This window comes from Pseudomonas sp. XP2 (assembly GCF_053557975.1).
In genome coordinates, this window is the sequence record NZ_JBNRIK010000019.1 from 65268 (window position 1) to 85573 (window position 20306).

At 62.7% G+C, this 20306-nt stretch carries 22 protein-coding genes; 14 read left to right on the forward strand and 8 right to left on the reverse strand.

Annotated elements, in window-relative coordinates; all coding sequences use genetic code 11:
• Nucleotides 1–146: 146 nt before the first annotated feature.
• Nucleotides 147–932, forward strand: coding sequence for a 2-keto-4-pentenoate hydratase (locus ACK1VC_RS19610; protein ID WP_191087519.1), 786 nt, complete (start codon nt 147–149; stop codon nt 930–932).
• Here the strand turns inward: ACK1VC_RS19610 and ACK1VC_RS19615 are convergent.
• Nucleotides 922–1740 (reverse strand): helix-turn-helix domain-containing protein, encoded by an 819-nt coding sequence (locus tag ACK1VC_RS19615; protein WP_024717800.1) that lies wholly within the window; start codon nt 1738–1740, stop codon nt 922–924. The two genes, ACK1VC_RS19610 and ACK1VC_RS19615, sit on opposite strands and share 11 nt — an antisense overlap.
• A gap of 107 nt (nt 1741–1847) precedes the next feature.
• On the opposite strand from ACK1VC_RS19615, the gene ACK1VC_RS19620 reads away from it, so the two are divergent.
• Nucleotides 1848–2162, forward strand: a complete 315-nt coding sequence (locus tag ACK1VC_RS19620; protein ID WP_016486161.1) for a DUF2834 domain-containing protein — start codon at nt 1848–1850, stop codon at nt 2160–2162.
• Between the two features lie 172 nt (nt 2163–2334).
• A complete protein-coding gene (locus ACK1VC_RS19625) occupies nt 2335–2562 on the forward strand; it encodes a hypothetical protein (RefSeq protein ID WP_016486162.1) in 228 nt (75 codons plus the stop codon).
• 75 nt (nt 2563–2637) lie between these two features.
• On the opposite strand, the gene ACK1VC_RS19630 is transcribed toward ACK1VC_RS19625, so the two are convergent.
• Entirely contained in the window at nt 2638–3018 is a 381-nt protein-coding gene (locus tag ACK1VC_RS19630) for a termination factor Rho (protein ID WP_191087520.1), read from the reverse strand.
• 188 nt (nt 3019–3206) lie between these two features.
• On the opposite strand from ACK1VC_RS19630, the gene pstS reads away from it, so the two are divergent.
• The 9 genes from pstS to ACK1VC_RS19675 all read left to right on the forward strand — a co-directional run bounded on the left by pstS (nt 3207) and on the right by ACK1VC_RS19675 (nt 13004).
• Nucleotides 3207–4238, forward strand: coding sequence for a phosphate ABC transporter substrate-binding protein PstS (gene pstS, locus ACK1VC_RS19635; RefSeq protein ID WP_016486164.1), 1032 nt, complete (start codon nt 3207–3209; stop codon nt 4236–4238).
• Between the two features lie 70 nt (nt 4239–4308).
• Entirely contained in the window at nt 4309–5277 is a 969-nt protein-coding gene (pstC, locus tag ACK1VC_RS19640; protein WP_016486165.1) for a phosphate ABC transporter permease subunit PstC, read from the forward strand.
• On the forward strand, nt 5274–6167 hold the full coding sequence (gene pstA, locus ACK1VC_RS19645; RefSeq protein ID WP_197884264.1) for a phosphate ABC transporter permease PstA: 894 nt from the start codon (nt 5274–5276) through the stop codon (nt 6165–6167). The genes pstC and pstA overlap by 4 nt, the downstream gene beginning before the upstream one ends.
• Nucleotides 6168–6217: 50 nt before the next feature.
• On the forward strand, nt 6218–7006 hold the full coding sequence (pstB, locus tag ACK1VC_RS19650) for a phosphate ABC transporter ATP-binding protein PstB (protein ID WP_016486167.1): 789 nt from the start codon (nt 6218–6220) through the stop codon (nt 7004–7006).
• A gap of 93 nt (nt 7007–7099) precedes the next feature.
• On the forward strand, nt 7100–7798 hold the full coding sequence (locus ACK1VC_RS19655; protein WP_016486168.1) for a hypothetical protein: 699 nt from the start codon (nt 7100–7102) through the stop codon (nt 7796–7798).
• Complete coding sequence (locus ACK1VC_RS19660; RefSeq protein WP_016486169.1) at nt 7798–8397, forward strand: hypothetical protein; 600 nt, start codon at nt 7798–7800, stop codon at nt 8395–8397. The genes ACK1VC_RS19655 and ACK1VC_RS19660 overlap by 1 nt, the downstream gene beginning before the upstream one ends.
• 248 nt (nt 8398–8645) lie before the next feature.
• The gene (locus tag ACK1VC_RS19665; protein ID WP_016486170.1) at nt 8646–9833 is read left to right on the forward strand and encodes a porin; all 1188 of its coding nucleotides are present in this window, start codon (nt 8646–8648) and stop codon (nt 9831–9833) included.
• A 140-nt stretch (nt 9834–9973) separates the two neighbouring features.
• On the forward strand, nt 9974–11137 hold the full coding sequence (gene nosP, locus ACK1VC_RS19670; protein ID WP_016486171.1) for a nitric oxide-sensing protein NosP: 1164 nt from the start codon (nt 9974–9976) through the stop codon (nt 11135–11137).
• Nucleotides 11106–13004, forward strand: a complete 1899-nt coding sequence (locus tag ACK1VC_RS19675) for a PAS domain-containing hybrid sensor histidine kinase/response regulator (protein ID WP_095114904.1) — start codon at nt 11106–11108, stop codon at nt 13002–13004. Before nosP ends, ACK1VC_RS19675 begins: the two co-directional genes overlap by 32 nt.
• A 61-nt stretch (nt 13005–13065) precedes the next feature.
• Here the strand turns inward: ACK1VC_RS19675 and ACK1VC_RS19680 are convergent, their stop codons facing one another.
• The 6 genes from ACK1VC_RS19680 to ACK1VC_RS19705 all read right to left on the reverse strand — a co-directional run bounded on the left by ACK1VC_RS19680 (nt 13066) and on the right by ACK1VC_RS19705 (nt 18226).
• Entirely contained in the window at nt 13066–13731 is a 666-nt protein-coding gene (locus ACK1VC_RS19680; protein ID WP_060516772.1) for a response regulator transcription factor, read from the reverse strand.
• 52 nt (nt 13732–13783) lie between these two features.
• Nucleotides 13784–14332, reverse strand: a complete 549-nt coding sequence (locus tag ACK1VC_RS19685; RefSeq protein WP_016486174.1) for a PQQ-dependent catabolism-associated CXXCW motif protein — start codon at nt 14330–14332, stop codon at nt 13784–13786.
• A gap of 161 nt (nt 14333–14493) precedes the next feature.
• The gene (locus ACK1VC_RS19690) at nt 14494–15285 is read right to left on the reverse strand and encodes an ABC transporter permease (RefSeq protein WP_191087522.1); all 792 of its coding nucleotides are present in this window, start codon (nt 15283–15285) and stop codon (nt 14494–14496) included.
• Nucleotides 15282–16022 carry an ABC transporter ATP-binding protein gene (locus ACK1VC_RS19695; RefSeq protein ID WP_016486176.1) on the reverse strand — a complete coding sequence of 247 codons (741 nt, stop codon included), beginning with the start codon at nt 16020–16022 and terminating at the stop codon, nt 15282–15284. The genes ACK1VC_RS19690 and ACK1VC_RS19695 overlap by 4 nt, the downstream gene beginning before the upstream one ends.
• The gene (locus ACK1VC_RS19700; RefSeq protein WP_016486177.1) at nt 16019–17008 is read right to left on the reverse strand and encodes a YVTN family beta-propeller repeat protein; all 990 of its coding nucleotides are present in this window, start codon (nt 17006–17008) and stop codon (nt 16019–16021) included. Before ACK1VC_RS19700 ends, ACK1VC_RS19695 begins: the two co-directional genes overlap by 4 nt.
• Nucleotides 17009–17038: 30 nt before the next feature.
• On the reverse strand, nt 17039–18226 hold the full coding sequence (locus tag ACK1VC_RS19705) for an ABC transporter substrate-binding protein (RefSeq protein ID WP_016486178.1): 1188 nt from the start codon (nt 18224–18226) through the stop codon (nt 17039–17041).
• A 150-nt stretch (nt 18227–18376) separates the two neighbouring features.
• Here ACK1VC_RS19705 and ACK1VC_RS19710 point away from each other — a divergent pair, with 150 nt between their 5' ends.
• Both ACK1VC_RS19710 and ACK1VC_RS19715 read left to right on the forward strand, forming a co-directional pair.
• Nucleotides 18377–19651 (forward strand): sensor histidine kinase, encoded by a 1275-nt coding sequence (locus ACK1VC_RS19710; protein WP_191087523.1) that lies wholly within the window; start codon nt 18377–18379, stop codon nt 19649–19651.
• On the forward strand, nt 19651–20289 hold the full coding sequence (locus ACK1VC_RS19715; protein WP_023046938.1) for a response regulator: 639 nt from the start codon (nt 19651–19653) through the stop codon (nt 20287–20289). The genes ACK1VC_RS19710 and ACK1VC_RS19715 overlap by 1 nt, the downstream gene beginning before the upstream one ends.
• The last annotated feature ends 17 nt before the right edge of the window (nt 20290–20306 follow it).

Here is a 20306-nt window from a genome sequence, read left to right on the forward strand (position 1 = left end):
AGGCCGCTCCCACAAGGATCGCATCAGCTTCCAGAAGTCGTTTCATAACGGTTTGTGATGCCAGGCATCATGACAATATATTTATCCTTATCAATTCCAGGCCCTAGCATCGGTTGCCCGGCATCGCCCATTTCCATGAGGTCTTGATGAACAGTTCGCTTTTCGTACCCCAACGTACCGCGGCCCTGTTGCTGCAGCACTGGCGCAGCGGTGAATTGCTGACGGAACTGCCTGCCAGCCTCAGGCCCGAAACCTTGAAACAAGGCTATGACAGCCAGGATGAGTTCTTCGCCGCCGCCGCTGGTCAGCGTGCCGGGTGGAAGCTGGGTGTCGGCAGCCCCGCAGGCATGCGTGCGGCCAACCTGTCCCGGCCGCTGATTGGCCAACTGGAAGCAAAGCGCTGCCACGCGGATGGCGTGCACATCGAACTGCCGGCCGTGACCCCTGTGACCATCGAATGCGAGATCGCCTTCGTGCTTGACCGCGATATCCCCCCGCAAGCGGGACGCCTGCCGGCCAGCGAGGATATTCGCGCAACCTGCGTCACTTTCGAGGTGGTGCGCTCACGCTTCGTCGACCGCAAGCGCGTCGGCTGGCCAAGCTTCGTGGCGGACAACGTGGGCATTGAAGCGTTGGTCGTGGGCAACAGCCTTGGGGCAGGCATCAACGTACCCTTGCTTGCAGACCTGGCCGAGACCACCGAGGTGTACGTAGATGGCGAGTTACGCGCCCGCGGCTTGTCTGGCGATGCTGCGACCGACCCGCTGGTGTCGCTGGCCCACCTGTATGCCCATGCTGCCGAACGCGGCCAGACATTGAAGGCAGGTGATGTGGTGACCACGGGGGCCATGTGCCAGCCGTTCGACCTCAATGAAACAGGCCATCAGGTTAGCGCCAGGTTCCTTGGCCAGGCGCTGTCGTTCACGCTGTAACCGCCGACCATTGATCAAACGCCGCCTGCATCCTCTGCCGGGTTTGTGGGTCGGCGGGGATCAGGTGCTCGATCCGCAGTGATTCCACGGTGATATCCAGCGGCATGCCGAAGGTGGTGAAGGTCGACAGGAACCTGAGCTCGCCATAGGGGGTGCTCACGCGGGTCAGCAACACGGGCGCGATACCTGCCGCCTGCTCTGGGTTGGCCGGGGTTGGAAGATTGCGCAAGTGTTCTGCCAGCGTCGGATTGCCCACTGCCTCCCTGGATGCACGTTGCCAGGCAACGGCACGAATTTCCTGCGCATTGGCCAGATGATCGCCCAGGCCGCCAGGGCGCAGCAGTGTATCCAGAAGGTTAAGGCCAGGCGCCGCCTGCGCCGCAACACCCACCATCGCCAACAGCAGGCCGGTACTGGCATTGGCAGCGATGACCTGCCAGTTGCTGTCGATGACGATTGCAGGTGCAGGGTTGTTCGCCTGCAGGATGTGTTCGATGGCGGCATGCACCAATGCCAGTTCAGGCGCGTCGAGCGGCGAGGCCGCGTAGCGGGGCGCGTACCCGGCTGCAATGAACACTTCGTTGCAGTGCTCCAGTGGCGCGCCAAGGGCCGAAAGCAGGGCATGCAAGGTGCCAGGGCTGGCCTTGGCGCGCCCGGTTTCCAGGCAGCTCAGGTGGCGCTGCGATACGCCAGCCAATAGCGAAAGCGCCAGCTGGCTGAGCCCGGCCTGCTGGCGCAAGTGACGCAGATGCTGGCCTGCCGAAGTATCCGGCGCAGGGCTTTTGCGATGGAACAGATGATGACTCATGCCTTGATCCTTATCGTCCTTGATTGCAGCGTCCATGACCTCACAGGTCATTGAGCGCAGGCAACCCTATCACTACTGTGCCGGCAAACCCTACAGAGGAAAGGACGATGGGCTTGCGTATCTGCGCGCTGGCGTTGCTGGTGCTGTTTTCGCTGTATACCGGCTGGACGATGCAGATTGCCGAGCAGTCGCTGCTGGCGTTTGGGCTAACGCTGCTGTCGCGGCCAGACACTGCTCAGGTGGTCATTGACCTGTATCTGATGGCGGGGCTGGCCTGCGTCTGGATGGTGAGGGACAACCGTATGCGGGGCGGGAAGGGGATATCGTTGCTGCCCTACCTGTTGCTGACGGCTGTGTTCGTTTCGGCGGGGCCGCTGTTGTATCTCGTCAACAGAGGCGTTGCCGGGGTGCGTCAGCCATGAGCAATGCCTTGAGTGTTTATGCGCTGTGGATGCCATCGGGGCTGTCTGCCTGTTGGGTTTCTGCGCACTCATTACCGCGAGCATAGGTAAATGAACCAAAATATTGCATGAGTCATCTTGATGCTTTGACATAAGACTACTAATACTTAAGCACTGCCGAAGAGGGACGATCATGCAGACGCGCTTCGTTGTGGTGCCCGCAGTGCCAGTAAAGCGAGAGGTTTACCCTCGGCGTCTTGGCTTTCCCGCCGCCCTGGGAGAGGGTTATGACCTTTACGACACCCAGGAAAAGATGCGCTTGAGCCTCAACTTTGTCACACGGGCCCAAGCCGAGTTCGAGTGTGCGTGCCGCAACCGCAGCCAGGAAGGCGATGAAGCGGGTATTGTCGGTATTGGCTGATTCGGTGAAGCCCAGATAAGGGACGGGATAGCTTTAATGATGGCACCGGCGCAGCCGGTGCCAGCCATCGAGCCCTCAACCTTGTTTGCGCAGCGCTTCTACCAACTCTGCCTTGGTCATGGTGGAGCGGCCCTTGATGTCTTTGCTGCGCGCTTCCTTTATCAGGCTTTGCTTGCTCTGGCTTTCCAGAGAAACACCCGAACTGCGCGAATGACCCTGGCGTGACTTGGCCGCGCGTTTGGCTGAGTCGGAGCGGGCTGTCTTCTTCTCGCTGGCAGCCGTGTGGCTCCCCGAGCCACCCTTCTTGTCGCCACCTCCGGACTGTTTGTTGACGGTGGCCCAGGCATGGGCTTCGGCCTCTGCTTTCGACAATCCCCTGTCTTCGTAACTCTCCTCTATATGCTCGGCCTTGCGCTTCTGTTTGTCTGTGTATTTGTCCTTGTCACCGCGTGGCATGGTGTTCACTCCTGCTGGATTTGCCTGCACGGTTGAGGCCAGGCGTCCATCGAGAGTGCCGGACCATGGACGAGCGGTGCGTCATGGCACAGGCAAAAAGCTCTACCGTGCGGCCTGCCACTCAACAGTCACAAAGCTGTAACACAGCTGATGCAAAGTGTGCCGGCCATCACAAGGAGCACTTTTTGATGAAACGCCTGATGAAGTCTGCTGCACTCGCCGTTGCGGTCTCCCTTTGCGCCACTTCGGCAGCCTTTGCTGCAGAAAACGTTCGCCTGACAGGTTCCGGCGCCAGCTTCCCTGCACCGATCTACCTGACCTGGTTCAAGGACTTCAGCAAGAACACTGCTGGCGTCACCGTTGACTACCAGTCCAAGGGCAGCGGGGCGGGCGTTCAGGACTTCCTGAACAAGACCGTCGACTTCGCCGCCAGCGACTCGGCCATGAGCGAAGCAGATATTGCCAAGGTTGGCGAAGGCGTGCAGTTGCTGCCAATGACCGCCGGTGAAATCGTCCTGGCCTACAACCTGCCGGGCAACCCTAAAGGGCTGAAGCTGCCGCGCGAGGTGTACTCCAACATCTTCCTGGGCAAGATCACCCAGTGGAACGACCCGCAAATCGCCGCGGCCAACCCTGAGCTGAAACTGCCAGCTACCCCGATCACTGTGGTCGTGCGTGCCGACTCCAGCGGTACCACTGCGGTCTTCACCAAGCACCTGTCGGCCATCAACGCTGACTTCAAGCAAGGGCTGGGTGAGGGCAACACCGTCAACTGGCCGGCCACCGACAAGTTCATCAAATCGCCGAAGAACGATGGCGTAACCGCCACCGTCCGCCAGACCCCGGGCGCCATCGGCTACATCGAATACGGCTTCGCCAAGCTGGCCAAGGTCGACTTCGCCGTGCTGCAGAACAAAGCTGGCCAATACGTCGTGCCAAACGCAGAGAGCGGTGCCGAAGCACTGGCTGCGGTAAACATGCCGGAAAACCTGGTGGCCTGGCTGCCTGACCCGGACGGTGCCAAGTCCTACCCGATCACTTCCTACACCTGGATGATCTTCCGCAAGGACAACGGCAACCCGGCAAAAGCCAAGGCCATGCGTGAAATGGTCGAGTACAGCCTGACCAAAGGCCAGACCATCGCCGACTCGATGGGTTACATCCCGCTGCCTGCGTCGGTTGTCGACCAGGTGCGTAAAGCGTCTGCCAACATCCAGTAATACCCAGGCGCTCCCGGTATCGGCATGAAGCCATGCCGGGGGTGTTTGTCCCTTGTCCCGGAACTTGCCCATGAACACACCCTTTGCCATACCGGATAACCCCGATTCCGCGTGCCAGCCACCGTCTGCGAAAGACTTCCTGGTCGATCGCACCTTCCGTGCGCTTGCACGCATTGGTGTGGTGCTGGTACTGGCGCTGGTCTTCGCGCTGGTCTACGAAGTGGGCCGCAAGGCACTGCCCGGCATCGAAAAGCATGGCTTTGACGTGCTGTTCGGCAGCGTCTGGGACGTCAACCAAGGCAAGTACGGTATTCTGCCAGCGATCTGGGGCACGCTTTACAGTGCCTTCATCGCCCTGTTGATCGCCGGTTTCTTCGGCGTCAGCATGGCCATTTTCCTCACCCAGGATTTCCTTCCGGCCAAGCTCGCCGCAGTGTTCCGCACCATCGTCGAACTGCTCGCCGCCATCCCCAGCGTGGTCTACGGCCTGTGGGGCATCTACGTTGTCATCCCGGCGATTCGCCCGCTGACCGCCTGGTTGAACAGCGAGCTGGGCTGGATCCCGTTTTTCGGCACCTCCCTGAGCGGGCCCGGCCTGCTGCCTGCTGCGCTGGTACTGGCGATCATGATCCTGCCGACCATCGCTGCCGTTTCCCAGGATGCGCTGACCAGCGTACCGATGAAAACCAAGCAGGCTGCCTACGGCATGGGCACTACCCACTGGGAAGCCATCCTCAAGGTGATGGTGCCATCGGCTGCTACTGGCATCTTTGGTTCGCTGGTACTGGGCCTGGGCCGCGCGCTCGGTGAAACCATGGCACTGGCCATGCTGGTCGGCAACGCCAACACCATTTCCCTTTCCTTGTTCGCCCCGGCCAACACCCTGGCGGCGCTGCTGGCGCTGAACTTCCCGGAAGCCGGCCCGAACGAGGTCGAAGTGCTGATGTACGCGGCACTGGTCCTGATGTTCATCACTCTGCTGGTGAACGTGCTCGGCTCGATGATCATGCTCTACGCCCAGCGTGGTAACAAACAATGACTGCCTTGACGACCCCTGTAGCCGCATTGCCCAGCCTGCAACGCAAGCTGGAAGGCCGTGCCCTGCGCAGCGTGCTTTTGACCACCCTGGCATGGCTCGCGGCGCTGGTGGCCAGCGTGCCGCTGATTTCCGTGCTGTACATGCTGATCACCCGCGGCGGTGCACGCCTGAGTCTGGAAGTGTTCACCGAGCTGCCGCCGACCGGCTTCGAGATGGGTGGCGGTTTTGGTAACGCCATGGCCGGTACCTTCGTCATGGTCGGCATTGCCGCCGCCATCGCGGTACCGGTCGGTATCCTGGCAGCAGTGTTCCTGGCCGAACTCGGCCCCGACAGCAAGCTGGCCAACGCCGCGCGCTTTGCCGCCAAGATGCTCACCGGCCTGCCGTCGATCCTGGCCGGGGTGTTTGCCTACGCCCTGGTGGTGATGACCACCGGAACCTACTCGGCGCCGGCTGGCGGTGTGGCCTTGGCAGTACTGATGCTGCCGATCGTGGTGCTGACTGCTGAAGAGTCGATGAAGATGGTGCCCAAGATCATGAAAGACGCCGCTTACGGCATGGGCTGCACCCGTGCCCAGGTGATCTGGAAAATCGTCCTGCCCACCGGCCTGCCGGCGATCCTCACCGGCGTCATGCTGGCCGTGGCCCGCGCCGCTGGCGAAACCGCGCCGCTGCTGTTCACCGCATTGTTCAGCAACTACTGGATCTACCATGACGGCAGCCTGGCGGTCATGAACCCTACGGCTTCGCTCGCCGTACTGATTTACAACTTCTCCGGCATGCCATTCGACAACCAGCTCGAGCTCGCCTGGGCGGCCTCGCTGGTGCTGGTCATGATCGTGCTGGTCATCAACATTCTGAGCCGAGTCTTCGGCAAGCCCAAGTATTGAGAAAGGGAGCATCCAACTTGAACGTATCCACTGCGCAAAGAGCCGCTCCCATGGTCAATGAAGCCACCCCGATCGTCATGGACTGCAAGCTGGACAAGATTTTCTACGGCAACTTCATGGCCGTGCGTGACAGCCATGTGCCGATCAGGAAGAACGAGATCACCGGCTTCATCGGGCCGTCGGGCTGCGGCAAGAGTACCGTGCTGCGTAGCCTCAACCGCATGAACGACCTGGTGAAGGGCTTCCGGTTTGAAGGCCATGTGCACTTCCTGGGCCAGGATGTCTACGGCAAGGGTGTTGACCCGGTGGTCGTGCGCCGCTACATCGGCATGGTATTCCAGCAGCCCAACCCGTTCTCGATGAGCATCTTCGACAACGTCGCCTTCGGCCTGCGCCTGAACCGCTACAAGGGCGACCTGGGTGACCGCGTGAAGCACGCCTTGCAAGGCGCCGCGCTGTGGGACGAAGTGAAGGACAAGCTCAAGGTCAGCGGCCTGTCGCTGTCCGGCGGCCAGCAGCAGCGTCTATGCATTGCCCGCGCCATCGCCACCGAACCGGAAGTGCTGCTGCTGGACGAACCCTGCTCGGCACTCGACCCGATTGCCACCCGTCGCGTGGAAGAGCTGATGGTCGAGCTGAAGAAGGACTACACCATCGCCCTGGTCACCCACAACATGCAGCAGGCGATTCGTGTGGCGGACACCACGGCGTTCTTCTCGGTCGATATTTCCCAGGGCAGCCGCACCGGTTACCTGGTCGAGATGGGCCCTACGGCGCAGATTTTCCAGAACCCACGCGAGCAACTGACCAGCGACTACATCAGCGGCAAGTTCAGCTGAGTCAGGCACGCCAAGGTGGCCGGGTGTTGCAGCCAGGGAGGTTGCAGCAACCGGCCGCGTTACCTTCCGTTAAAGTGTTACCCGGGATTTCCAATGCGAGCAACGCGTCGTCTTGATCTTTCAGCGGTAGAGCGCGCACTGCGCGAGGTGCAAGGCCGCTTTGCCGAACTCAGCCGGCATTTCACCGAACCGCGGGATCCGTTTACCGACGAGGTGCTGCTGAACGTACTTGAAGGCTATGCACTGATTGACGACTATGTCGCTCGCGGTATCGACCTGTTCGACCTGCAGCAGCTGAACCTGATGCTGGAAATCAACGCCACTGTGCTGTGCGGCAGCGACCCGGCCCGTCGCCTGGAATATGCCCCGCACCTCGCCGCAACCGAGGCGCACTTTTTCAACAACGTCGAAGGTGGCATCAAGGACTTGTACAACTGGTACTGCTCGTACCGCAGCGATTCGATCTGGAAGCGGGCAGCCGGTGTTTATGTACGAATCCTCAGCAAGCCGCAGTTGTTCATCGAAGGCAACAACCGCACAGGTTCGCTCATTGTCAGCTACCTGCTGATGCGTGCCGGCTTGCCGCCTTTCGTGCTGTCGCTGGACAACGCCGAGGGTTACTTCAACCCGTCCTCGGTCATACGCAACTCCGCTAAACACGGTGTCAAGGCTTTGTACGAACTCCCCAAGATCAAGAAAAAGTACGCCGCTTTCCTCGAAGAGAAGGCGCCTGAGCCCGGCAAGTTCTTCCTGAGCGGCACGCCTGTGCCTGTCTGTGAGGGGCGCCGCTGATGCAACGTTACTCCATGTTCGCACGCGGGCGCCAAGCCCTTGAACGCAAGCTCAAGCGTGGCCAGGTACGCATTTCGTTCGATATCGACGACACGCTCGCCTGCCTGCCCGAACACGCTGCCGCCGAAGACAGCAAGCTGCCGAATTTCGTCCATCGCTGGTTGGGCGAGCCCCTGCGCAGTGGCACGCGCTCGCTGATCCGCGACCTGCGCCGCCAGGGCTGCAGCATCTGGATCTATACCTCGTCGGGGCGCACCCCGGCCTACATCCGGCGCTGGCTGATGCTTTATGGCATCCATGTCGATGGTGTGGTCAACAGTGACCGGCACCAGCATATCCTGGCCCAGAACGGCCTTGAGCATTCGCCTTCGAAGTTGCCATCGGCGTTCGATATCGATCTGCATGTCGATGATTCCGAAGGCGTGCGGCTTGAGGGCGTCGACCATGGTTTTCGCGTAGTGGTGGTGTGCCCGAAAGACGAAAACTGGGCCCAGAAGGTGATGGACGCGGCGGTCGACGTGCAAGCACGGCTGGCCTGGCAGCAACCGCACCGCTATGAGATGCCCGAGCGCCAGCGCTCGCAGGCGCTTGCTTCCTGAGGGCAGTGGTCAGCGCAACAACGGGGCCGCAGGGCGGCCCCAGTTCGTACAGATGTACTGATACCCGCCTGCTATTCATGCGTACACCCTAAGTCTTGCCTCCTGGCCAGACCTGGTACCGCGACCAAATCATCACGCCGCATTCGCCAGCCCAAGGCCGCTACCCGCTCGCCCGAAAGCAGCGTATCTGGCCATTTGGCCACTTCCGATAATCGCCTCCGACATCCTGTCCCCGTTTGGAGCGCGCCATGCACAACAACAATAAGCACCTGCCGCCTCGTTTCCTCGCAGCCGCCATCGCCAGCTTTTCTGCCCTGGGCCTGAGCGGCGTCGCCGAGGCCGAGATCATGCTGTACGACAAGGACCAGACAACGTTTTCCACCGACGGTTACATCAATGCCTTCTACGTCAACAGCAAGGTCGACCGTGAGGGCGAACAGTTCGACCGCCGCCAGTCGCGGGTGAAAATGGGCTTCTTGCCTAACTACCTGGGCTTCAACATGGGCAAGCAGGTGGATGACCTGAAGCTCGGCGCGCGTGCCTCGTTCTGGGTAACCATCAACGACAGTGAAACCAACGGCACCGACACCGCCATCGACGTGCGGCAGTTCTACGGCACCGTGGCCAACCCCGCGTGGGGCGAGGTGTTGATCGGCAAGGACTTCGGGCTGTTTGCCCGCTCCAACATCCTGCTGGACGAGCTGCTGGCAGGGTATGGCCAGGTCAGCGACACGCTGGGGCTGGTGGACGGCGGCGGGGTGTCGTTCGGCAACATCGGCAGTGGTTACCCGTACCCGTTCCCCACCTCGCAGATCACCTACCGCACCCCGGTGATGGACGGCCTGCGAGTAGCAGTGGGCATCATGGACCCGGTAGACACCAACGACAGCAGCCCGACCGGCAAGGCCTACCAGGAAAACCCGCGCACCGAAAGCGAGATCACCTACCAGTTCGACCTGGGCGGGGCGCAGATCTACAGCTGGGTCAACGGCAGCTACCAGACCTCGGACAATACCGATTCGACGGTGAAGTCCGTCACCTCCAAAGGTGTCGGCTATGGCGTGCAGGCCAAGATGGGGGGCTGGTCGCTGACCGGCTCGGGGTTCCAGGCAAAGGGTATCAACCCGTTCTTCACCAACAACGCTGGCGAACCGGTGTTGCGCAATGTCGACAGTGACGGCTACCTGCTGCAGGGCTCGTACACGTTCGGCAAGAACCGCGTGGCGCTGTCCTATGGCAAGACCAAGGACGATGGCAATGGCGCGGTGGGCAGCGGGGCAGACTATGAAACCCGCGGTGTGGCGCTGTTCCATGATGTGAACGACAACCTGAAGCTGGTGGCTGAGTACAACCAGTTTTCCATTGACGGGCATGACACCCGTGCGCAGAACGAAGACACCGATACCTTTGCGGTGGGTGCGGTGTTGACCTGGTGAATCCCTGGGGCCGCAAGGCGGCCCCAAATGATGCGGGCTATTACGCCCATGGAACCGCCCACCCGCTACCCAAGTAGCATTCGTCCCCCTTGCTCACCTTCGTACACTGACCCCTCAGCCACCCCGCGCCGGAGACCACGATGCAGCAGGCTCAAAACGACGGTGTGGTCCGCGCCATGTCCCAGGCTAACGACGCACGGCAGGCCGCCCAGGACCTGGCGCGCCAGTTGCTGCACCCGCACCTGGGTTTCGTGCTGTTCTTCTGTTCCGCCGAATACGACTTGCAGGCCCTGGGCGAAGCATTGGAGCAGGATTTCGGCGGCATCCGCCTGGTCGGCTGCACCAGCGCTGGCGAAATCACCCCGCTGGGCTACGGCCGCAATTGCGTGACGGCGGTGGGCTTCGATCACCGGCACTTTTCGATTGCCACCGAATTGATCGATGAAATGGAGCACTTCAGCCTGATCGACGCGCAGCAGATGGTCGAGCGCCTGGTCGGCACCTGTCGCAGCAACACCCTGGCACCGATCAAGGGCCACAGCTTTGCCCTGACCCTGCTCGACGGCCTGTCCAGCCGGGAGGAGATGGTGCTGGCCGCCCTCAGCGCAGCCTTGGGGGACATCCCGCATTTTGGTGGTTCGGCAGGCGACGACAACTACCTGACCCGCACCCATGTGTACTTCGGTGGCGTGTTCCACAACGGTGCCGCTGTGGTGGTGCTGGTCAACACCTGGCTGGATTTCGAAGTGTTCACCACGCACCACATCCTCCCACGTGAGGAAAAACTGGTGGTAACCGGCGCCGACAGCGGCCAGCGTCGCGTCTTCGAGCTGAATGCCGAGCCTGCTGCGGAGGAGTACGCCCGCCACATCGGCGTGCCGGTGGCAGCGCTCGACTACCGGGTATTCGCTGCCCATCCGCTGGCCGTGCGCATTCATGATCAGTATTACGTGCGGGCGATCCAGCAGGTGCACCCGGACCTGAGCCTGAGTTTCTACTGCGCGGTGGAAAACGGCATCGTGCTTACCGCCATGACTCCAGGCCCGCTGTTGCCGAACCTGCACCAGCTGTTCGACGGCTTGCAGCAGCGCCTTGGCCCGCCGCTGCTGACCATCGGTTGCGATTGCTTTCTGCGGCGCCTGGAGCTGGAAGACCGGCACGGCCTGGAGCCGGTCGGTGCGTTCTTGCGCGAGCAGCGGGTGATCGGCTTCAACACCTACGGAGAACAGTTCAATGGCATGCATATCAACCAGACCTTCACCGGGGTCGCCATTGCCCGCAACCGGCCTCCTGTCGGGCGCTGAACTGCAGGCCGAGGTCATCCGGCTGCAGCACGAAAACCACAAGTTGCAGCGAATCAACGGCGCGTTGATTGAACGCATCGAGTCGGGGGTAACGCGGGGTAACGACCCCTATGCGGCGTTCCAGCATTCGGTGGTGCTGGCCGAGCAGGTACGTGAACGCACTGACGCCCTGAACCAGGCCATGGCTGAGCTCAAGGCCGTCAACCGCCTGCTCAGCGAGGCCCGACAGCGGGCCGAGACCGCCCACCAGCACCAGATTCGCCTGATCACCGACAATGTCCCGGCGCTGATCGCTTACCTGAATGCCGATCTGGTCTACGAATTCACCAACAAGGTTTATGAAGAATGGTATTGCTGGCCGCACGGCGTGATGCTCGGCCAGAGCCTGCGAGAAGCCCACAGCGAGCAGCATTACCAGCGGCTGGAAGCCTACGTGGCGCGGGCGCTGGCGGGTGAAAGCGTCACCTTCGAATTTGCCGAAACCAACATCAATGGCCAGGAGCGCTACATGCTGCGCTCCTACGTACCGAACCGCCTGGCCAATGGCGAGGTGGTGGGCATTTTCGTGTTGATCCGCGACATTACCGAGCGCCGCAATACCGCTCAGGCGCTGCACCAGGCCTATCAGCACCTGGAGCAACGTGTGCGCGAACGCACCGCGGAACTGACCAGCCTCAACGACCAGCTACTGCGTGAGATCGAGGAGCGCAGCCGGGCCGAGTCGCGCCTGCGGGAGGCCAAGCGCGAGGCCGAGCAGGCCAACCTGTCGAAAACCAAATTCCTCGCTGCGGTCAGCCACGACCTGCTGCAACCGCTGAACGCGGCGCGGCTGTTCACCAGCGCGTTGCTCGAGCGCCGCGAGCTGCAAGACAGTGCCCACCTGGTTCGAAATGTCAGCAACTCGCTGGAAGATGTAGAAAACCTGCTAGGCACCCTGGTGGACATTTCCAAGCTCGATGCCGGGGTGATCAAGGCCGATGTGGCCCCGTTCGCCCTCAGCGAGCTGATGGACAACCTTGCCGCCGAATACGCCCAAGTGGCGCGCAGCGAAGGGCTTGAACTGCATTTTGTAGGTTGTTCGGCGGTGGTGCGCAGTGACACCCAGCTGCTGGCGCGGATCCTGCGCAACCTGCTCAGCAATGCCATCCGCTACACCCGCAGCGGGCGCGTGGTGCTGGGCTGTCGGCGCCAACGTGGCGGCCTGCGGATCGAAGTGTGGGACAGCGGTATCGGCATTGCCGAAGAACACCTGGAAGACATGTTCCAGGAGTTCAAGCGCGGCGACGTCCAGCGGCCGGACCAGGACCGTGGCTTAGGCCTGGGCCTGGCGATCGTGGATAAGATCGCCGGCATCCTCGGCCACCGGATCCGGGTGCGCTCATGGCTCGGCAAGGGCTCGGTGTTCGCCGTCGAAGTGCCGCTGAGCGCCACCGCGCCCAAGCCCCAGCCAAGCCAGGTGATCTGCGAGCCGATGCTTGACCGCCTGGGTGGGGCGCGGGTGTGGGTGCTGGATAACGATGCGGCGATCTGCGCAGGCATGCGCACCTTGCTGGAGGGCTGGGGCTGCCAGGTGGTCACTGCGCTGTCGGAGGAAGACCTGGCGCGGCAGGTGGACAATTACCACGCCGAGGCCGACCTGCTGATCGCCGACTATCACCTGGACAACGACTGCAACGGTGTCGACGCCGTGGCGCGGATCAATGCCCGCCGCGCCCAGCCGCTACCGGCGCTGATGATCACCGCCAACTACAGCAACGACCTCAAGCAGCAGATCCGCGAGCTGGGGCACACCCTGATGCATAAACCGGTGCGGCCGATGAAGCTCAAGACGGCGATGAGCCACTTATTGGCCAGCAGCCTGACATAGCCGCTGGCCTTTTCGCAGGCTTCTGTGGGAGCGGGTTCACCCGCGAAGAGGCCGTTACAGGTCAACGCCTCAAGTAATCGGCAAAATCGATATCGCCGGCACTCAGGATCGCCTGCACCCGATTATGCACGTTCAACTTGCGCAAGATCGCCGAGACGTGCGCCTTGACCGTGGTTTCGGCGATATCCAGCGTGTAGGCGATCTGCTTGTTCGATTCGCCCTTGGTCATGCGCTCGAGCACCAGCAGCTGCTTGCGGGTCAGGGCCTGGAGCATTTCCGGCGGGAAGCTCGGTGTATCGTTGTGGCGCCGGCTGGTACTGCTTTTTTGCGCGCGGATGATGTCGGGTGGCAGGTAGACATTGCCATTGAGGATCTGCTCGATCGCTTCGATCATCTGCGAGCGCGGCGAAGACTTGGTGATGAAACCCACGGCACCGTAGGTGATGGCCTGCAGCACGATCTGCTTTTCCTGCTCGGCTGAAACGATCACGACCGGCGTGGTCGGCGCCTCGTTGCGCAGGGTGATCAGGCCGTTGAGGCCGTGCATGCCGGGCATGTTCAGGTCGAGCAGGATCAGGTCGAGGTCGTCGTGCGCCTGGGTCAATGCCAGGGCGCTGTCCAGGTCGGCCGTCTCCATGACCTCGCTGCCTTCAAAACCATCGCTGATGACGTTGTGGATGGCTTCGCGAAACAGCGGGTGATCGTCGGCAATCAGAATTTTGTACATGGCCTTTTCACCTTGTTTTTATTGGATGGGCACGCGTTCGCAGGCAAGTGATTCAGGGAAAGGGCACGGGTTGCGCCGGCTGCAGCGGCAAGTTGGCCTGTTGCCAGGCGTCCAGGCCGTCGCGGTACCAGTACAGGTTGTTATAGCCCAGGGCCTTGGCGCGTTTTACCGCGTTCCAGCTTAACCAGCAATCGGAGCGGCAGTAGAAGACCAGCGGTTGCTCTGGCTGCCCGGCGGTGGCTTTTTGCAGGTTACGCATGAAGTAGTCCTGCCAGGCCGGGCTCAGTTCACCGTCGCCGGTGTTGGCCAACCACAGGCTGCCGGGGAGGTTGCTGTGCGGCTCGTCTTCGATGAAGCGGCCTTGCAGCCATTGGCGGCGATAGACGTCCACCAGCACCGGCCTGGGGGCTTGGCCTAGCAGGCGTTGCAGCGTGGCGGTGTCGATGACCTGGCCACCTTCGACCTGTTGCGGGGTGGGGCTGCGGTAGAGCGTGGTGCGATAGCCTTCGGCGGAGAACAGTGGGGTGGTGTCGGCCTGGGCAATACCCAATGACAGACACAGCGAAAGGGCAGCCAGCAAGGGGCGCAGGGCACGTGGCATGGGGATTTTCCTTTTTGTTATAGGCCCATTACATGCCAGTGGCGGTGCTTTGTGAATGCGACGATTAGACAGCAAAGGCAGTACTAAAGTAGTAGCTTGCGGTTAAAAAGAGAGATGCCACTTCAGCCCTGACGCTCCTGCACAGAGCAAGCAACAGAAGCTCAGCGGGGCTTGCGCAGCGCCGCATGCTGGGGGTTGAAGGTGAGTACCGCCAGCAGGGTAAACAAGGCGGTCAACCCCAGGCACACCGCCAGCGCCAGCAGGTTCAACCGCTCATAAAGCGCAAACCTCACCAGTTCCACGGCATGGGTAAACGGGTTAACAGCACACAGCCAGTACAACCACTGGCTGGCCTCGCGCATCTTCCACAGCGGGTACAACGCCGACGACAGGAAAAACAGCGGAAAGATCACGAAATTCATCACCCCGGCAAAGTTCTCCAGCTGGCGGATCGCGTTCGACAGCAACAGGCCCAGGGCGCTGAGCATGAACGCCACCAGCAGCAATGCCGGCAGCGCCAGCAGCAAGCCCGCGGCAGGTGGCTGCACGCCGTAGAGCCAGGCGATGGCAAGAAAGGCATACACTTGCAGCAGGGAAATCAACGAGGTCGCCAACAGCTTGCTGCCCAGCAGGAACGGCCGCGGCACTGGGCTGGTCAGTAACACGCGCATGCTGCCCATCTCCCGGTCATAGACCATCGACAGCGAGCCCTGCATGCCGTTGAACAGCAGAATCATGCAGGCCAGTCCCGGAATGATGTACACCTCGTAAGGAATATAGGTGTCGTAAGGCTCGATGATGGCAATGCCCAGCGCCGCGCGAAACCCGGCGGCGAACACCAGCAACCACAGCAGCGGGCGCACCAGGGCACTGAGCAAGCGCGTGCGCTGCAACACGAAGCGCAGCCATTCGCGCAGCATGATGCCGTTGAAACATTGCCAGTAAGCGTTCATCGGGCGTCGGCTCCTGAGTGGGCGCTGGTCAGGCGGACAAAGGCGTTGTCGAGGTCGCCGCCGTGCTCCAGGCTCAGCGCATCGGCGGTACCACGGGCTACCAGGCGCCCGTGATGCAGAATCAGCAGGTCATCGGTGGGCTGCACTTCGTCCAGCAGGTGGGTGGTCCACAGCACACTGAGCTGTTGCTCGCGGCATAACCGGCGCAGGTGCTGGTTGAGCGCCAGGCGGCTGGCCGGATCGAGGCCGACGCTGGCTTCGTCGAGCAGCAGCACGCGGGGTTCATGCAGCAGTGCGCGGGCAATTTCCACCCGGCGGCGATGGCCGATGTTCAGCTCGCGCACACGATCGCGACGGCGTTCGCCAAGCCCCTGGCGGGCCAGTTCGGCTTCGACCCGCAGGTTGCTCTGGCGCCGCGACAGGCCATGCAGCGCGGCGTGGTAGCGCAGGTTCTGTTCAACGCTCAGGTCCAGGTCCAGGGTGCTTTGCTGAAACACCACGCCCAGCTGACGCAAAGCCGGGCGTGCAGCGTTGCGCAGCGAGCAGCCGCACACGCGGATGTCGCCGTGTTGCAGGTCGTACAGCCGGGTAAGCAGGGCGATCAAGGTGGACTTGCCGGCGCCATTGGGGCCCAGCAGCGCGGCGAAGCGCCCGGGCGCCAGGCTGAAAGCCACCTGTTTGAGCGCTTCGCGCTGGCCGTAGGCGAAGCTCACATCAATGACGTCGAGGGCATTCATGGTGTTACCACCACGCCCCAGGGGTAGCGCCCGACCTTCACCGACTTGAGTACCTTGAGGTTCTTCGCGTCGATCACCGAAACGTCGCCACTGACGCCGTTGGTGGCCAGCAACTGGCTCTGGTCCGGGGTGAACGCCAGCTGCCAGACCCGCCGCCCGACCAGCAGGTAGTCGAGCACATCAAAGGTCGTGGCATCGACCACCGCCACATGGTTGGCCGGCCCCAGCGCGACGAACGCGTACTTGCCGTCGGCGCTGAGCTTGATGCCCACCGGTTGCACCTTGTCCGGGTGAACACCCTTGATCTGGAAATTCAGGGTTTTCAGCACCTGGCGCGTGGCCACGTCGAGGATGGTCACCGTGCCACCAATTTCCGCCGAGGCCCACAACCGCGAACCGTCCTTGTTGAACTCGACGAAACGCGGCCGCTGATCGACCAGGGTGCTGTCGGCCAAGGTCTGGGTGCTGGTGTCGATCCAGTGCAGCATGTTGGTGGTCTCACTGGTATTGACTGCCCACTTGCCGTCGGGGCTCACCGCCATGCCTTCGGGTTCGATACCGACGTCGATCTGCCCCAGCACCTTGTCGGTGACGGTGTCGATCACCGTCACCAGTGCGTCGTCCTCGTTGGACACATACAGCCAGCGGTCGTTGGGGTGCAGGGCAAACTGCTCGGGGTCCTTGCCGGAGGGCAGCTCCTTGATGATCTTGCGGGTGGCCACGTCCATCACCTGTACCCGGTCCGAGTCGCTGGCGCAGATGTACAGCAGCTTGTTGTCGTGTGACAGCAGCAGGCCGCGCGGGCGCTGGCCCACCGGCAGGGTCTCGGTGACTTCAAGGGTTTGCATGTCGATCAGGCTGAGGCTGTTGTCCTTCTCGTTGGACACCCAGGCAGTGGCGGCCATGGCGTGCCCGCTGGCCAGCGCCAGGGCGCCCGACAGCAGGCTGGGGTAAAGCAGGGCCCGGTGGAAGAGGGGGCGGCGCATGGCGAATTCCTTATTGTTGTGGTTATCGGGTCAGGGGTAGCTGCAGGTCACTTCGGGTTTGTCGTAGCCCAGGCTGTCCATTTCGTTGAAAGGGTGCAGGAAGCCCTCCTGCGGCGACGTGCTGACCAGGGCGCGCGGCTGCACCAGCGCGATTGGCTGGCGCAGTTCGCCGTTCCACGGGCGGTAGCTGAGCTTGCGGCCCTTGAAACCATCCAGTGGCAACTGTTCGCTGAGCAGCAGTTGTTGTAGCGCGCGGGGTTCGGCCTGGCGCAGCTTGCTGGCCGCGCTGGCAATGCTGCGCACGGCCATCCAGGCAGCAAAGTCACGGTCATTCATCCAGCGCCCGGCCTGGGCTTCGAAGCGTTTTTGCAGCTGCGCGGCGCCAAAGGTTTCCACGGTCTTGTGCCAGCCGGTGGGGGTGAGACCCTGGGTGCCGGCCACGGGGCGGGGGTACCAGGTCTGGTAGGGCAGGTACTCGCCAAAGTCGCCGCGCTCGTCGGCCACCAGTACAACGTCGTATTCGGCGGTTTGGGTGAACAGCGGCATGTCGGCCTGGGCGCTGCGGCGCTGGTCGTTGTCGAAAGTCCAGGTCTTTTCCGCGACCAGTTGCAGGCCAAAGCGTTTCATTGAGCGGCGCAGGGCTGCGGCGTAGGCCTGGTCGTCTTCGGTCTGGCCGGCCACCAGCAGCGCCCGCTGCCACTTGCGCAGCACCAGGAATTGCACCAGCGCATCGGCCAGCATGGCGCGCCCCGGCAAGCTGTGCAGCACATTGCCCAGGCACTGGCTGCTGCGCAGGCCGTCGTCGGGGCTGCCGGCGTTGAACAACAGGCTGTCGGGGAGGGCGGCAGACAACGCGCGCAGGCTGGCGGCCGGGGCATTCACCACGAACAGCCGCAGGCCTTGGTCGTGCTGCGCCCTGGCTGCCTGCAACAAGGCCTCGGGGCTGTCGACTGTGGCGGGGGTCAGCTGGAATTGCTGCTTCAGGAAGCGCCCGGTGCTGTTGCTGTCGACAACCGCCAGCTCGGCGCCCTGGCGCCCGGCATCGGCAGGCTCAGGAATGATGTTGGACAGCAGCGGGCCGGGATCGGGGCGATAGCCCAGGTAGCCGATGCGTACGTTTAGCGCGTCTGTGGGCTGAGCGGCGGGCGCCAGGGGCGCAGCCAAGGTCGCGGCCAGGGCCAGCAGGCAGGTCAGGGCAAGGTGGGCAGGCTGGCGCATAACACACTCCACGGCAGATGGCGCCAGCATAGGAAGCCCGCCGTGAGGGGGAAATATGCAGAAAGTAGCGCCAGGCCGGTACCAAGGTAGTAATTCGGCGCGGCTGTTGCGGTTTTACGATGGGCCACAACGCCCCGAGGAGAATCGCCTGTGCGCCTTGTCAACCTGTCGGCCCTGTGGCGGATCAACCTGTGGGTCACGTGCTGTTTCGCCCTGGTGACGCTGGCCTGTGCCGGCGCGCTGTTGCACCAGGCGGTGGCGGATGTCGAGCGTGAATTGCAGTCTGCCGAAGCGGTGGTGGCGTACCTCGGTGACACTGCCGAACGCGACCCGGCAAGCCTGCAACCCCGGCTGACCCAGAGCCTGCGCCATGTGCGGGTGCACTGGCTAGCGGCGGGTGAAGCGCTGCGGCTACCGGCGCGGAGTGGCCTGGATGCCTGGTTGGGCCGCCAGCTGTTTGACGAGCGCCACAGCAGCCGCCGGCTGCTGGACCTGAATGACGGGCGCCGGGTGTTGATTGCTGTCGATCCACGGGATGAGATCGATGAAGTCTGGGACTCCCTGCAGCAACTGCTGGGTTTGTGTGGCGTGGCCTGGCTGTTGAGCCTGCTGACCATCCGCTGGGCGGTACGGCGGGCCATGGGCCTGCTGGATGAACTGCTGTGCGCCTTGCGTCAGGTTTCGGGCGGGCAGTTGACTGCGCGCTTGCGCGAGGCTGGCCTGCCGGAGGCACGCCAGCTGGCTACCTACTTCAACCACATGACCGCAACGCTGGAGCAGGCTCGGGCCGACAACGCCCGACTGACCCAGGCCCTGCTGGCGGCGCAGGAGCAAGAGCGCACCCAGCTGGCGCAGACCCTGCACGACGACCTTGGGCAATACCTGGCCGGTATTCGTGCCCAGCTCTGTCTGTTGCGTATGGTGGCTGAGCAGCCTGCGGTGGTGACACAGACGGCGCACGACCTCGAACTCAATTGCGAGCGCCTCCAGCAAGGCTTTCGCGCGCTGGTGCACAACCTGTACCCGGTGGCGCTGCACTACATGCCGCTGGCCGAGGCTTTCGGCCTGCTGGTGAGCCAGTGGCAGGCCAGCCAGGGTATCGAATGCCGGCTGCGGGTTGGCGAGCACTTGCCGGCGCTCCCCGGGGCGAGCAGAACGCACTTGTACCGCTTGCTGCAAGAGGCACTGACCAACGTCGCTCGGCATGCCGGCGCAAGCCAGGTGCGGGTGCGCCTGCAGCGCAGTGCCAAGGGTTTGCGCCTGTTCATTCGCGACAATGGCCGCGGGGCGCACCCGCCCCAGCGCCCAGGGGTAGGCCTGCACTCGATGGCCGAACGCGCCCGTAGCCTTGGCGGGGAGCTGCGCATCTTGAGCCGGCCGGGTAGCGGCTGGGCACTGGCCCTGAACATTCCCAAGGAGGTGTGATGAATATCCTGTTGGTCGATGACCATGCCGTGGTCCGCCAGGGCTATGCCAGCCTGCTGCGGACGGTGTTGCCGGCGATGCAGGTACGAGAGGCGGCCAGTGGAGAAGAGGCCTTGACCCGTGTGCAGGAGCAAGTGCCGAACCTGGTGGTCATGGACTTCGGCCTGCCCGGTATCAGCGGCCTGGAAACCACCCGCCGCCTGCGCCAGCGCCTGCCTCAGCTGCGGGTGCTGTTTTTCAGCATGCACGACGAGCTGCCGCTGGTGCGCCAGGCGCTGGAGGCGGGGGCTTCGGGCTACCTGACCAAGAACTCGGCGCCCCAGGTGTTGATCGAGGCGGTGCAGCGGGTGTTGGCCGGGCATGCCTACATCGAACAGCCCTTGGCTACGCAGTTGGCGTGCACGTCACAGCAAGGCAGCAGTGACCCCCGCTTGCAGCGCATGACCCAGCGTGAACTGGAGATTTTCACGATGCTGGCCAAAGGTACGCCGATGCGGGTGATTGCCGAGCAGCTATGCATCAGCGCCAAGACTGTGTCCAATCATTTGACCTTGCTCAAGAGCAAGTTGCAGGTCAGTTCGCATGCCGAGCTGGTGCACCTGGGCATCAACCTGGGGGTGGTGCGGGTGGCGGGGTGAGGTGTGTCAGCTGCGCT